Below are 14,398 nucleotides of genomic sequence, written 5' to 3' on the forward strand. Positions count from 1 at the left end.
CCACAGGAAAGTGGAATGCAATTAGATAGCATAATTAAAAAATTTCAATCGCAAAATATACTTCTTTTGCAAGGTCCTGTTGGACCATTTTTTTATTCTTTATCAAAAAAGCTTAAACAACAAGATTGCAAAATCTATAAAATTAACTTTAATGGGGGGGATTTTCTATTTTATCCCTTTAATGCCTTCAGTTATCGCAAAAATTTTGAAACTTTTCCTCTCTTTTTAGAAAAAATTATTAAAACATTTGGGATTGAGTGCATTATTTTATTTAATGACTGCCGCCCTATTCACAAAATATCTCTTGAACTCGCTAAAAATTTACAAATTCCCTGCTATGTTTTTGAAGAAGGGTATATTCGTCCAGATTTCATTACTTTTGAAAAAAGTGGCGTTAATGCTTACTCTAAAATCCCAAAAAGCAAGAATTTCTATCTTCAATATCAAGAACAAACTACATTCCCAATAAAAAAGGTTCGACATTCTTTTAGAAATATGGCTTGGTTTAGCTTTTTATATTGGTTAGCTTCATTTTGTCTTAGCTGGTATTTTAATAACTCACTCCATCATAGGAGTCTTAGTCCCAAAGAAATGTTTCCTTGGTTTTTATCCCTTTTTAGAAAATGGCTTTATATTTGGAGCGAAAAAGACGATAATGCACTTATTCTAGCTTCGAAGAAAAAATATTTTGTTGCCATCTTGCAAGTCCATAATGATACACAAATCAAAAATCATTTCACTGGAAGGAGAATTGAAAACTTTATTAAAAACAGCATTAAATCTTTTGCCAAAAATTCTAAACCCCAACATTTCTTAGTCATCAAACATCATCCTATGGATAGAGGGTATCGCAATTATAAAAACTTTATTAAAAGACAAACAAAAAAATATAATATTAGTCATCGCGTTATTTACATCCACGATTCCCACTTGCCAACCCTACTCCATAATGCTTTAGGTTGTATTGTTATTAATAGCACAACAGGCTTATCTGCACTTTTGCATAATTGTCCAACTAAAGTCTGCGGGAATGCTTTTTATGACATTCAAGAATTAACTTTTCAAGAAAGTTTGGATAAATTTTGGAAATCAGCTAAAAAGTATAAAATCAATATGCAACTTTATAAGAAATTTAGAAGCTACCTTATTGATAATACACAGATTAATGGAAGCTTCTATGGGAAACTCTTAAACTAAATTTTTCTCCCACAAATAAGCACTTTTACAAATAAGTTCTAAATTTGCATATTGGGGTCTCCATTGCGTGAATTGTAGAATCTTCTTATTATCACTTACCAAAGTTGCAGGATCTCCTACTCTTCTTGCTTGATTTTTCACAACAAAATCTACCCCACTAACAGCTTTTACACATTCTATCACTTCTTTAACACTAAAACCCTTTCCATATCCTACATTATAAATTTGTGAGAGTGAAGTTTGCTCCAATGTTTTTAGAGCCTCAAAATGCGCACTAGCTAAATCATCAATATGAATATAATCACGGATACAAGTCCCATCATAGGTTGGATAATCACTCCCAAATATCCCCATTTCTTTACGTTTCCCTACTGCACATTCAGATGCAATTTTAATCAAATGGGTAGCATTTTTAGTTCTTTGTCCTAATTTGGGTTTATCCATTAAAGCACCAGCAACATTGAAATAACGCAAAATAACACTTCTAAACTCTGATTGAGCCACCTCAAAATGCGATAAGATTTTTTCAACCATAAGTTTAGATTCTCCATAAGCATTAATAGGACAAGTTGTGGTAGTCTCATCAATACAATCTTTTTTGGTTGGCTCCCCATAAACTGCAGCCGTAGAACTAAAAATAAATTGATGGATATTAAACTTTTGTATAACTTCCAGCAACACTAAAGTATTAGCAACATTATTATGAAAATACAATAAGGGATTTTTCACAGATTCTGAAACAATCAAGCTACCAGCAAAATGAATAACGGCTTTGCAAGCATATTGCTTAAAAATACTCTCCAATAACACCCTATCCCCAAAACTACCTTGTATAAATTCCACCCTATTAGGAAAACTCTGTTGTAAAAAGAAAATATTTTCCATAAAGCCAGTGCTTAGATTATCTAAAATAATAATCTTACAATCGCAATTTTGCAAAAAAGCATAGGCTGTATGAGATCCGATATAACCAGCAGCACCTGTAAATAAATAAACTTTCATCTTTAGCCTTTATAGTTGTTTGCCTATAGTTTGTTGGTTTAAGCCTTTACGCAAAATTAAATCAATTACAGGCTGTTCTCTTTGATTGGCTCGTTTGCAATGATCCTTTTGGAATAAATCTGTAATTTGTATAACAATCTTTGCCCATTTTCTCTCTTTCTCTCTCCAAGCGTGAGAAGAAATAGATTCCCACGCATATCCATTAAAGAGTGTTGCATTAACAAAATGATCTAAAGCCCTAACTCCTTGCCTTACACGACTAACTTTACCAAAAATCCCCACTATAACAATAAATAAATATCCTATAATCATTAAAGGGACAAGAATACAAAGCAAAAGAGTTCCAGCTAACTTTTCTTTCATTATTTAATTATTCTCTCTTTGTAAATTTAATATACATTCCATTATTAGATCGGATTGTCAAGCGTCCCACCACATCTGGAACAAAATTTTCTTGCAATTCTATCTTATAAGTCCTTAAAATATTGGCTAAAATCAACACCGCTTCTTGCATAGCAAAGCCCTGTCCTATACAAATCCTCTCACCCACACCAAAAGGAATATAAGTATCTTTGATAATCCCTTGCTTTTCTTCAAATCTTGAAGGATTAAAATGATGAGGATTTTTCCAATAATCGCTATGCCTCTGTATTAGCCAAGGAGCTACTACAACACCAGAACCTTCTTTAAGGAGTTTATTTCTAATTTTTGTTTTTTTAATAGCTGTTCGTGCGAAAAATCCAACAGGAGGATAAAGCCTCAAAGACTCTTTAAAAACATTGGTTAAATATTTCATTTTTCTTAGATGCTGCAAACTAAATTCTTCATCTTTGGCAATATCATAAATCTCTTTATAAGCAATCTCTTGTTCTTTTGGGGATATACTTAAAATATAAAGCGTCCAACTTAAAGCACTTGCACTTGTCTCATGACCTGCTAAAAAAAGCATAGCTACTTGATCTAAAATTTCTTTAAAAGTAAATCTCTTATTAGTCTGTGTATCCACTACTTCTAATAAAGAAGATAAAATATCTTCATAATCCCCCTTCTCTCCTCTTTGAATCTCTTCATAGCGGGGTTTAATAATATCACTCAAAACTTTGCGTATAACCTCTCCAGCCTTCATTCTATTCTTATCACCAAGGAGATAAGATAGCCATTTAGGGAAGCAAAACATTTTCCAAATGGCAGTATGCACTGTCTCTTCTTGAAAAATCGCAAACGCCTCTAAAACTTCTTTACCCTTTAGGGAATCAAGTTTTTTAGACATAATTGTTCTAAAAATTACATCAGCAGTTACAAAAGTCATTATTTCATCAACTTCAATAACACTATTATTGGGATATTGATGGATTTTTTGCATCATCTCATCAACAGCCTCTTTCATCAAACTAAATACTTTTGTAATTCTTGCTTGTTCAAAAGATGGACGCAAAAGCTCTCTTTGCTTCTCCCATAACTTCCCATTAGTAGTAAAAATACTCTCCCCTAAAAGAGGGCTTAATAATTCATGCAATAGATCACTTTTAGGAAAATCTCTTACCTCATCAACCATTATTCTTCTAATATCTTGGGGGTGATTGGCAATATATAAATCAAATCCGGGCATTTTAACTCTCCCAGATTTCATCTTATAACTTCGTTCATACAATCCATCAAGCCAAGATCTTCTTTTAAGAAAAAAGGTAGTCCATAAAGTTGCCTTATTTTTATGAGGTTTTGGAAAAAATGGACACTCATTCATTCTTACTCCTTAAAAGTTTAGTTTCTAAAGTATCAATCCCACCAATAAAATTAAAATAATCATAAACTCCTATTATTTCTGTCGCATAGAGATACAAAAAATGTGCCAAATATCTATTTCTACGAATCTCTTTATAGCTTTGAGGAGTAAAAAGCTTATGAAATCTAGCAGAGAGATAAATAGGGGGAAACTTCGCTTCAATCTTAGAAATTCTCACAAAATCCACAAAAGGAAAACAAGCACCATCAATGGGGGAGGTAATATCAAACCATACAATGGGGGTATTTACCAAAAGCTCTAAATCTCTCTTGAAAGCTTGATAGTCTTTTTGAAAACTCACCAAAGGGATACATTCTCCAAGCGTTAGCATCTTAAACCCCTCCAAAGAAATTCCCTCTTTATTAGCTCTTGCAATAACCTTTGCAGCTATATTAACAGCTAAGATTGTTCCTACGCTATGAGCGGATAAAATAAGCTCATAATCTTTAATATTGCGATGTTCTTTGAATTTGTGATAAATCACTTTTGCAAAACCATCAATTAAACCATCTATCTCTTCAATCTTATTAAGTGCGTATTTAGCGCAAAAGGCATAAATATTTGAAAGCCAAAAAACTGCTATTTTCTTCCCTCCATAGATAATAAGCTTACTAAAAGCTAATACCATCACAAAAGCCATAAAAATAGCAAAAAAAAGATTCCACTCTTTAAGTGTTAAAAACAAAAAATAAATACAAGCAAAAGCTAGGCTATATCCCAAAGTAAAATACAAAATAGGATAAAGTCCAGCAACTAATTGCGTCTTAGATTCTTTAATAAAGGTAACAAAAATTCCCGATAAAATATACATTTTAAAAAAATATATAAAATCTAAAACAAAATCTAAAATACTCCTTGACCAATACTTCTTAACAATCTCATTCCATTCTAAAAAATAATAATAACTTAGAGCTTGTTGATGGGTAATTTTACAAAAAGGGAATTGCGAATTAGTAAAACAAGAGGAAATCTCTAAATCAAGATGATTAATAGCATTTTGTTTCAAAAGATTCTTTTTTAACAATGCATAGTAATAACGATAACTTCGAGGATCATATCCTCCTATATAAAAAACATCTCGCAACATTCAACCAACTTCGTTCTATAATGCTAATTATATTAGATAATAACTAAAAAACGCTATTATCTTTGAAAATTCCTAATAGACAATTAAAGAGTGGATTTACTTTTCTTTTACAAAATTTATGCAAGAATCCAAAAAACACTCTAAGGATTTATATATGTGTGGAATCGTTGGTTATATAGGTAATTCCGAAAAAAAATCTATGCTTTTAAATGGATTAAAAGAATTAGAATATCGTGGCTATGATTCTGCTGGAATCTCCGTCTTATCAAATGGAGTTTTACAAACCTTTAAAGCAGTAGGAAAAATCATTAATTTAGAAAGAAAATGCCATAACTTCGTCTCTAAAGGTTTTGGGCTTGGCATAGGACACACGCGTTGGGCGACACATGGCAAACCAACAGAAGTCAATGCACACCCACATTTTGGGAATTTTAGCAATATTGTCCATAATGGCATTATTGAAAACTACCAAAGCCTTAAAGAATCCCTGCAAAAAGAAGGAAAACATTTCATCTCGCAAACAGATACTGAAGTCATTGTGCATTTATTTGAATCCTATATAGAGAAATCCCAAAATATTCTTGAAGCTTTCACAAAAACAATTCATAGCCTCAAAGGTGCTTATGCTATCTTACTCATTACCCAAAAATCTCCCGATACTATTTATTATGCCAAAAATGGCTCACCACTTATTATTGGGAAGAACAATGATGAAATCTTTTTTGCTTCTTCTGATGCACCTTTAATAGGGCTTGTTAAGGAAGTAAGCTATTTAGAAGATGGTGCGATAGGAGCTATGAATCCACAAAGCTTTAAAAACCTAGAAAATATCCATCCCTTATTACAAGATAAATTATCGGCACAAAAAGATGGTTTTACTTTTTTTATGGAAAAGGAGATTTATGAACAACACAGGGTTTTACTAGAAACAATGATAGGGAGAGTGCAAGAGGATTGCTTTATTTTAGAAGAATTAATGGTTATAGACTTAAATTCTATTTCTTCTATTACCCTATGTGCTTGTGGAACAAGTTATCATTCCGCACTTGCTGGAAGCTATTTACTAGAAAAAATAGCCAAAATTAAAACTAAAGTCGAAATTGCTAGTGAGTTTCGCTATAAAGAGCCTATTCTTAATAGCGGAGAATTATTTATTGTTATTTCACAAAGTGGTGAAACAGCAGATACTTTAGAGGCTTTAAAACTCATCAAAAAACAAGGATTCCAAACCCTTAGTATTTGCAATGTTGATAATAGCAGTATTGTAAGAGAAAGCCATACAACAATCCTTACAAGAGCTGGGATTGAAAAAGGTGTTGCAAGCACTAAAGCATTCTCAACTCAAGTGATGGTTTTATGGATATTAGCAGGATTTTTAGCGCAAACAAAAGGAATACTACAAAAAACTGAAGCTCAAGCAATTACCCAAAGTATGTTTAAAGCTGCCCACCTAACAAAGATTAATCCTAAAATGCACGAACACATTAAACGTCTCACAAAACGTTATTTACACGGACATGGTTTCTTTTTTATTGGGAGAGATATTTTTTATCCTTTGGCACTAGAGGGAGCATTAAAGCTTAAAGAAATTAGCTATCTTCACGCTGAAGGCTATGCAAGTGGTGAAATGAAGCACGGACCCATTGCATTAGCAGATACGCGATTATTTTGTGTAGCACTTATGCCACAAAACCTATTATACGAGAAAATAAAAAGCAATGTCGAAGAACTTAGTGCTAGAGATGCAACGATTTGCGCTATTACTTCTAAATATTATGAGGGAAGTGATGATTGGATTAAAACCTCCCAATCACAAACTTATATGGAAGAATTTTTTGAAATGATGGTAGCATTACAACTTTTTGCCCTAGAAGTTTCTTTAAGATTAGGCAATGATGTAGATATGCCTAGAAATTTAGCAAAAAGTGTAACTGTGGAATAATAAAAACTCTCTTGTAGATTTACTAGGTAAGAATCAACTTGTTTTAATACAAAAATAGCTTTAAAATTTCAAAATATCGGAAAATTCAATATTTTTAAATTATGTGTTTATAAAAATTACTCTTAGCCTCAAAACACAAGAGAAAGTTCTAATGCTTCATAAAAGACCTTTGCTAATTATTAAAAATCCACTTATTTAGTAAGAGAATGCGGTTTTCTTACCAAATCCAAATAAGCCAACAAAGAAAGATTGTTTTTATTTTTCAATAAATAATAAAAAAAAAAGAAAGTAAGTAAAATCTAAATTCAAATCTATTTTAAAGCAAAGATAAATGGAATCATTAAGAAAATAATTTCATTATCTCTTAATGAATTAATCCATTTGATTACGTAAAAAGGTTGGAACATCTAAAATCTCTTCACCTATAAAATCTGCTCCACTTACCTTTTTTTTCACCATATCAGCTTGATTAATCTTTTGGCTCATATCTTTAGGGCTAACGAGTTTAAGAGGTGCTGCGTCAATTTCTGCAGAAATATTTTGGATAGCTTCTTTTTCAAAACCTGTAGCCACAATCGTAATCCTAACCTTATCACGTTCTATATTTTCATCAGTTGTCGTTCCAAAAATAACCTCTGCTTCTGGATCAGTATTTTCATAAATTATCTCCATCGCATTTTGCATCTCATAGAGTGGATAATCTGGATTGAAATAAAAATGTATCAAAACCCCTTTTGCTCCATTAATAGACATATTATCAAAAAGAGGGGACTCAATAGCAATTTTAATTGCTTCCCTAGCAGCGTCCGCTCCGCTTGCTTCCCCAATACCCATTAGAGCCAATCCTTTATGATTCATCACAGTTTTTACATCTGCAAAATCCACATTAATATCTCCTGCACTATGAGAGAGAATCACTCCACTCATACCATTTACAGCACGCACCAAGACATCATCAACAATTCTAAAGCTATCTTTTAGCCCGAGATTCTTATCGACAATGGAGAGGAGTTTATCATTAGGGATTACAACAATAGAATCACTCTCTGCCTTGAGTTCTTTATAGCCATCTTCAGCTAATCTTGCCCTCTGTCTTCCTTCCCATTTGAAAGGCTTTGTAACAATAGAAACTGTTAATGCACCAGCTTCTTTAGCAGCTTTAGCAATAATAGGTGCTGCGCCTGTGCCTGTTCCCCCTCCAAGTCCAGCAGAAATAAAAACAATATCTGTGCCTTCTAAAAAATTCTTCAAATCCTCATAACTCTCTAAAGCAGCATCTTTTCCTACTTGAGGCTTCATCCCAGCACCCAAACCTTTAGTTAGCTTCGCCCCAAGTTGAATTCTAATAGGAGCACTAGAAGTACTAATGGCTTGAGCATCTGTATTAGCAACGGCTAATTCAATCCCATCATAAGTTCCTGTGTTAATCAAATGCGCTACCATATTGCTACCGCCACCACCAACACCAACTACTTTGATTTTAGCACTAAAGTCATTAGGATTAACTTCTTGAATCTCTATCATATATACTCCTTCTTAAAATCTCAAAACATCTGGGTTAATCTCTGCCACACCTGCGAAAAGAGATTATTATTTTTAGCTTGTATTTTTTTAATTTCTGTAATTTTAGATAAATCCTGCTTAATATCCGTAGCACTTTTAGAAATACTATTAACAGCTGCTGTTGTCCCCATTTTCTGATGGAGAGGATTAAGTGTTGAAGCAGAAGTCATAGGAGTCTTATTAAATGGCACCAACTCTTCGGCTACCTTATCACTTTTGTAACGAATTTTCTTCTCTGAATCAATCTCATAATTTGTATATTTGCCAGAAGCATAGAGGATTAATCCAATAGCTGTTGCAAACTCTGGACCTTTAAGATTATCAAATAATCCTTCAATTTCTAAAGGTTTGGCAAGTCTAACAGGAATACCAAACAATGAAGAGGCTAATTCTCGTAACCCCTCTAAATGAGTCATCCCACCAGTTAAAACAATACCACCTCCTAATTGCTCTTTAAGCCCACTTTGTTCAAAAGTTTTCAAAAGGATAATCAAAGTTTCTTCTACTCTTGCATAAATCACATCATTAACCAATTCTAAAGAGACTTGATGAGTTGCCCCATCATCTCCGCCAATCACAGGAATCTCTATAACATTTTCCAAATCTTCTTGTTTTTTATAGACCTTCCCATATTCTATTTTTACTTTTTCAGCGATAGTTTGCGGGGTGTGCAGTGCCATTGCTAAATCATTAGTAATGTGATTAGAGCCAACACCTAAAAAATCATTATATCGCATAGAATTTCCTGCGTGTATCATCATTTCACAAGTGCTTCCGCCCATATCTATACAAGCAACTCCAAGTTCCTTTTCATCTTCGCTTAAAACAGCAATAGAAGAAGCATAAGCGGATAAAACAATATTTTCAATTTCAACTCCAGCAGCTTTTACTGCTTTGCGCAAATTCCCTAAACTTGATTTTTGCACGGTTACGATTCTAACAAAAACCTCTAAACGACTACCTGTCATCCCCATTGGATCATCAATAAAATCTTGCTCATCAAGTTTAAAGTTATAAGGTAGAATATGAATAACCTCATATTCACTGGGGATTGAAGCATTATAAAGTGCTGTTTGTATAACGCGATTTATCTCCTTAATACCAATCTCGTTATTAGGAATATTAACAATACCTGAACTATTAACACTCTTAGTATAAACTCCAGAAATAGAAATAACAGCCTTCTCAATAGTTGTGCCAGCTACTCTTTTTGCATCATTAACAGCATTTTTTATAGCACGACTAGCTTGTTCGATATTAGTAATAGAACCCTTTTTTAGACCTTGGGATTTATGGAAACCTGTACCGATAATATGAGGTATCTCGTCTTTAGAAGTAGCGATAATTGCACAAATCTTTGTTGAGCCAATATCAATACCTAAAATGGTCTGTTCCAAACTTATTCCTTTATAATGCAATTCCATTTTAACTCTTAGAGTTTCTAACAACTTTGTAAAGCTTTGATAAATACTCTAAAAACTCTGATTCAACCAATCTTCCCTTGACTTGAATGCCATTTTGGATAAGAAATTCCAAATTATGCGAAATTATATCAGATTTTTTAACTCTTTGTCGTAAAATTTGATACAAAACTGCTTTATTTGTCAATAAAATATATCCTTTTTCTTTTTTTACACTAAAAAGCTGATTAATAAAATCTTTACTTTCATTTTCATCTAATCCTTTTAATGTTCTTGTAACATCTTTACCTAAATAACCAACATCAATCCCCTTAAAATTTACCAATTCTTTTTTTGCATTCTCTTCTAAGATTTTTGATTTCTCAAAATTTACATAATCTTCCTTGGCATCATTTTTAGCTTCTTCATAGGTTTTTGATTGACTAGGGATAATCTTAAGCAATTCAGCAGTTATATAAGAATCATTAACTTTGATTGGCTTAAGCGTTTCCTTTTCATTAGCTTGACTTAAAGAACTTATAAATTCAATACCATAGTAATCATCACCCTCATAAACAATAGAATTTTTAGCCTTTTGATTCTCCCCTTTACGCAAACTAATATATTCTTTTAAAGCTTCCTTTTGAGCCTGCGAATCTTTATAGGCTTCAATTACCCTATTCTTTGCTTCTAAAAAAGACAAGATTTGTCCTTCCTCATTAAGGAATTGATTCTTAAAATCTTCATAATATTTTTTAATCTCTTCTTCATTGTAATTTATATCTTTAATATTAACACTTACGCTAGAGATTTCATAACCCCTTTGTGTCTGGTAAATGTCTTGATTTTCTTCCCAATATTTTTTAATCTCTTCTTCTTTTGCAATAAGTCTAATATCCTTTTTATCCAACACCTTAATCTGCACCCAATCTTCAACAAAGTAAGCCGCCTTTAACATATCTTCCTCTAAGGGAGTAAGGGGCATATCTAAAAGTGCATTAAGTTTTTGGAGCAATAAGCTCTCTTGGACACTTTCTTCGAAGTCCTTAGGTCTTAGGCGATTCTCTTCTAAAATATTTTTATAAAGCTGTTCATCAAAAACTTCATCATTTTTAAAAGCATCCATACTAGTAATTTCTTCTATTATTTCTGCCTTACTCACTCTAAGTCCCAAATCATAGGCATAATTCAACATAAGCGCATTGACGATAAGATTATTAATAGCTTGTTCTTCAATCCCCATTTTCTTTGCTTGTTCTTCATCAAGACTCCCGCCCATTAATTGATTATAAATATTATAAAGCCTCGCATATTCTCTTTGCATTCTCTCAAAGCTAATTTTTGTATCACCCACAATCGCCACATTATTATCAGCCAAAGAAAAATTATAACTCCCCCAACCAACAAAACCCGCACCTACAAAGGCTATTGTGCTAATCCAAACAGTGATAATAAAATATTTCTTATGTTTTTGCATAAAACCAATCATAAAAAAACCTTGATACTGATAAATTCTGCAATTCTAAGTTAAAAATATTTATAAAGTGGTTAAATTTCGAATATTTAACCTTTAAAAAGTGATGAGAGAATATCTAAATTATTTTTTATGCCTTCTTGCTCTTTATTATTGTTTTCTAAATTCTCATTGGCACTTTCTACTTCTTTTAATTCTATCTCATATCCTGTAAGCATAGAAGCCAAACGAATATTAATACCATTCTTACCAATTGCCTTTGGTTTTTGATCAGTAGAAATAGTTACAATCGCCTTTTTATCTTCAAGAACTACACTAATAACTAAAGCAGGAGATAATGCTCTTGCTATGTAAATCTCTGGCTGGGAAGAGTATTCAATACAATCAATGCTCTCATTTTTTAGTTCTTTAGAAACTGCATTAATCCTCACACCCTTAACGCCCACAGTAGCACCTACGGGATCTATTTTTGCCAAAACACTCTTTAAGGCAACTTTTGCCCTCTCTCCGGGGATTCTTGCACAATTAACAATCTCAACATCACCATCTTTAATCTCTGGAACTTCTAACTTCAAAAGCTCTTCTAACATCTTAGGGGTGGTTCTACTAAGCTCAATAACAATGCCATTTTGCCTATCAATATTGATATGACGCAAAATAGCACTTACGACTTGTCCTACATTAAATTCTTCTCCTTTAATGCGATTCTTTTTAGGCAATATTACACGAATCTCATCAATTTCTATATAAGTATTCCCAAGATTATCTATCCTTACAACACTACCACTAACTATTTTTCCCAATTGAGCTTTGTATTTATCAAAAAGCTGGGTTTCAATAAGTCGTTGAATTTTATATTCTAATTCTCTAAAAAGCGCATTAATAGCACTTCTGCTCATATCTTCTAAACTTAGCTCATAACGCAATTCATCACCAATTTTAATCTCATTATCGTGTTTTTTAGCCTCTAAAAGGGTAATAAAATTATTTTTATCCTCTCTCACTTCATCATCATCAGCACATACACTGATAACTTGATAGAGATGAAGAGTTTTATTCTTTTTATCAATTTCGGCATCATAATGAATATTTGAATCTAAAGTTTCTTTCGCTACTTTGATAATAGATTCTTTTACTGCCAATGAAACACTCTCTATGGGCAATCCCTTTTCATAAGCAATACCCTCAATAATATCCAATATCCTTTCCAAAGCTATCCTTTTTACCAAATAAATATATAAGTTTTTAACTTCAAGGATTCTAACTTAAATTTTCTTTATAAGTGCTTTATTAAACTCTTAATAAGGGAAAAATATTATTCTTTAAGCAAATGGAATATATAATTAGCCATTTTCTCTAAAAATTTTAAGGAAAAACTTATGGATATTAAATTAGCACGAGAACATATTAATCAAAAACCCGTAAAAATAACTATCAAGAAATTAGAAGAAATGTTAGAAGCTAAAAAAACTGATATTTTTTATTGTGATAAAGAAAACTCTCATAAAGAAATTACAAATTTAATAGAATATTTTGCCAAAAAGGGAAAACACGCCTATTGCAGGGAAGTTCGTTATGGATTAGACGAAGGCGACTATATGTATGAAATACACATTATGTAGAGATTAACCCTTGAGTAAAAGACTTTATATCCAAACTTTAGGCTGTGCAATGAACGAACGCGATAGCGAACATATCATTGCAGAGCTAGAAGAAAAAGAAAATTATCAAATTACCACCAATCCACAAGAGGCTGATTTGATTTTAATCAATACTTGTAGCGTTAGAGAGAAACCCGAAAAAAAGTTGTTTTCAGAAATTGGACAATATGCAAAAATAAAAAAGAGTGGTGCTAAGATAGGGATATGTGGTTGCACAGCAAGCCATCTGGGTGAGAGTATTTTAAGACGTTCTAAAGCTGTTGATTTTGTCTTAGGGGCTAGAAATGTCTCTAAAATATCCCAAATTATCCACAAAGAGCGCGTTGCGTGGGTTGATATTGATTATGATGATAGCGCATATACTTTTAGCTACAAACAAGATTCAACCATTAAAGGAATGATTAATATCTCTATTGGTTGCGATAAAAAATGCACTTATTGCATTGTTCCTCACACAAGAGGTAATGAAATATCAATTCCTGCTGATTTAATCATCAATGAGGCTAAACGTTTAGCGGATCAAGGCACTAAAGAAATACTATTATTAGGGCAGAATGTCAATAACTATGGCAAAAGATTTAGCACCCCTCATCGGAAAATTAATTTTACACAACTTCTTTATGAGATCTCCCAAATTAATGGGATACAAAGAATCCGCTTTACCTCTCCCCATCCTCTGCATATGGATGATGAGTTTATCGAAGAGTTTGCACATAATCCAAAACTCTGCAAAGCAATTCATATGCCCTTACAAAGTGGCTCAACAAAAATATTGCAAAAAATGAAAAGAGGCTATACAAAAGAATGGTTTTTAAACAGGGTAGAAAAGATGCACTCCCTCATTCCTCATCTAAGCATTAGCACAGATATTATTGTCGGATTCCCCACAGAGAATGAAGAGGATTTTTTAGATACTTTAGATGTCTTAGAAAAGGTGCAATTTGACACGCTCTATAGTTTTATTTACTCCTCCCGCCCACATACAGAAGCCGCTAAATGGGTTGAAAATAAAGAAATTGAAGAAATCGATGAAGAAGAAGCTAAAAGACGTCTTATCCTCTTAAAAGACAGACATAGGGAAATCCTAAGACAAAATAACCAAAAAGAACTAAACAATACGCATTTTATCCTTTTTGAAAACTATGATGAGACAAATAAGCTCTTAGAAGGCAGAAGTGATACTAACAAGCTCATTAGAGTAAAGGCAGGGAGAAATCTTGTAGGAGAAATTTGCAAAGTTAGAATCTCTGAAATCAAAGGTGTTCAACTCATAGGTGAGTTAATGTAAT

12 protein-coding genes are annotated in these 14,398 nt (G+C 32.6%); 4 read left to right on the forward strand and 8 right to left on the reverse strand.

Annotated features, from left to right (window positions below; translation table 11 throughout):
- Nucleotides 1-15 precede the first annotated feature (15 nt).
- Complete coding sequence (gene kpsS / locus C6H18_RS01250) at nucleotides 16-1,197, forward strand: capsule polysaccharide modification protein KpsS (protein ID WP_104721306.1); 1,182 nt, start codon at nucleotides 16-18, stop codon at nucleotides 1,195-1,197.
- Here kpsS and galE read toward each other — a convergent pair.
- From galE to C6H18_RS01270, 4 genes are read right to left on the reverse strand one after another with little or no spacing between them, the layout of a single operon-like run.
- Nucleotides 1,189-2,199 carry a UDP-glucose 4-epimerase GalE gene (gene galE / locus C6H18_RS01255; protein WP_104721307.1) on the reverse strand — a complete coding sequence of 337 codons (1,011 nt, stop codon included), beginning with the start codon at nucleotides 2,197-2,199 and terminating at the stop codon, nucleotides 1,189-1,191. The genes kpsS and galE overlap by 9 nt on opposite strands.
- A 9-nt stretch (nucleotides 2,200-2,208) precedes the next feature.
- A complete protein-coding gene (locus C6H18_RS01260) occupies nucleotides 2,209-2,562 on the reverse strand; it encodes a hypothetical protein (RefSeq protein ID WP_104721308.1) in 354 nt (117 codons plus the stop codon).
- A 7-nt stretch (nucleotides 2,563-2,569) separates the two neighbouring features.
- The gene (locus C6H18_RS01265; protein ID WP_104721309.1) at nucleotides 2,570-3,943 is read right to left on the reverse strand and encodes a cytochrome P450; all 1,374 of its coding nucleotides are present in this window, start codon (nucleotides 3,941-3,943) and stop codon (nucleotides 2,570-2,572) included.
- The gene (locus tag C6H18_RS01270) at nucleotides 3,936-5,069 is read right to left on the reverse strand and encodes a hypothetical protein (RefSeq protein WP_104721310.1); all 1,134 of its coding nucleotides are present in this window, start codon (nucleotides 5,067-5,069) and stop codon (nucleotides 3,936-3,938) included. Before C6H18_RS01270 ends, C6H18_RS01265 begins: the two co-directional genes overlap by 8 nt.
- 154 nt (nucleotides 5,070-5,223) lie before the next feature.
- On the opposite strand from C6H18_RS01270, the gene glmS reads away from it, so the two are divergent.
- Nucleotides 5,224-7,011: a glutamine--fructose-6-phosphate transaminase (isomerizing) gene (glmS, locus tag C6H18_RS01275; RefSeq protein ID WP_104721311.1), complete on the forward strand. Its 1,788-nt coding sequence runs from the start codon at nucleotides 5,224-5,226 to the stop codon at nucleotides 7,009-7,011.
- Nucleotides 7,012-7,383: 372 nt separating this feature from the next.
- On the opposite strand, the gene ftsZ is transcribed toward glmS, so the two are convergent.
- From ftsZ to nusA, 4 genes are all read right to left on the reverse strand, one after another.
- Nucleotides 7,384-8,535 (reverse strand): cell division protein FtsZ, encoded by a 1,152-nt coding sequence (gene ftsZ, locus C6H18_RS01280; protein ID WP_104721312.1) that lies wholly within the window; start codon nucleotides 8,533-8,535, stop codon nucleotides 7,384-7,386.
- A gap of 20 nt (nucleotides 8,536-8,555) precedes the next feature.
- On the reverse strand, nucleotides 8,556-9,971 hold the full coding sequence (ftsA, locus tag C6H18_RS01285) for a cell division protein FtsA (protein WP_104721393.1): 1,416 nt from the start codon (nucleotides 9,969-9,971) through the stop codon (nucleotides 8,556-8,558).
- A 28-nt stretch (nucleotides 9,972-9,999) separates the two neighbouring features.
- Nucleotides 10,000-11,463, reverse strand: a complete 1,464-nt coding sequence (locus C6H18_RS01290) for a peptidylprolyl isomerase (RefSeq protein WP_104721313.1) — start codon at nucleotides 11,461-11,463, stop codon at nucleotides 10,000-10,002.
- Between the two features lie 74 nt (nucleotides 11,464-11,537).
- On the reverse strand, nucleotides 11,538-12,659 hold the full coding sequence (gene nusA / locus C6H18_RS01295; RefSeq protein ID WP_104721314.1) for a transcription termination factor NusA: 1,122 nt from the start codon (nucleotides 12,657-12,659) through the stop codon (nucleotides 11,538-11,540).
- A 168-nt stretch (nucleotides 12,660-12,827) separates the two neighbouring features.
- Between nusA and C6H18_RS01300 the strand changes: the two genes are divergently transcribed.
- Together C6H18_RS01300 and miaB are read left to right on the forward strand one after the other, a co-directional pair.
- A complete protein-coding gene (locus C6H18_RS01300) occupies nucleotides 12,828-13,070 on the forward strand; it encodes an HP0268 family nuclease (RefSeq protein ID WP_104721315.1) in 243 nt (80 codons plus the stop codon).
- A 10-nt stretch (nucleotides 13,071-13,080) separates the two neighbouring features.
- Nucleotides 13,081-14,397, forward strand: a complete 1,317-nt coding sequence (miaB, locus tag C6H18_RS01305; protein WP_104721316.1) for a tRNA (N6-isopentenyl adenosine(37)-C2)-methylthiotransferase MiaB — start codon at nucleotides 13,081-13,083, stop codon at nucleotides 14,395-14,397.
- The last annotated feature ends 1 nt before the right edge of the window (nucleotide 14,398 follow it).

Source organism: Helicobacter mesocricetorum (assembly GCF_900198605.1).
Lineage (GTDB): Bacteria > Campylobacterota > Campylobacteria > Campylobacterales > Helicobacteraceae > Helicobacter_D > Helicobacter_D mesocricetorum.

Bases quoted from the DNA above. Each gene is read 5' to 3' on its own strand.
- ftsZ (WP_104721312.1), bottom strand. From the start codon at position 8,535: ATGATAGAGATTCAAGAAGTTAATCCTAATGACTTTAGTGCTAAAATC.
- glmS (WP_104721311.1), top strand. From the start codon at position 5,224: ATGTGTGGAATCGTTGGTTATATAGGTAATTCCGAAAAAAAATCTATG.
- C6H18_RS01270 (WP_104721310.1), bottom strand. From the start codon at position 5,069: ATGTTGCGAGATGTTTTTTATATAGGAGGATATGATCCTCGAAGTTAT.
- C6H18_RS01300 (WP_104721315.1), top strand. From the start codon at position 12,828: ATGGATATTAAATTAGCACGAGAACATATTAATCAAAAACCCGTAAAA.
- C6H18_RS01290 (WP_104721313.1), bottom strand. From the start codon at position 11,463: ATGATTGGTTTTATGCAAAAACATAAGAAATATTTTATTATCACTGTT.
- C6H18_RS01260 (WP_104721308.1), bottom strand. From the start codon at position 2,562: ATGAAAGAAAAGTTAGCTGGAACTCTTTTGCTTTGTATTCTTGTCCCT.
- C6H18_RS01265 (WP_104721309.1), bottom strand. From the start codon at position 3,943: ATGAATGAGTGTCCATTTTTTCCAAAACCTCATAAAAATAAGGCAACT.
- kpsS (WP_104721306.1), top strand. From the start codon at position 16: ATGCAATTAGATAGCATAATTAAAAAATTTCAATCGCAAAATATACTT.
- galE (WP_104721307.1), bottom strand. From the start codon at position 2,199: ATGAAAGTTTATTTATTTACAGGTGCTGCTGGTTATATCGGATCTCAT.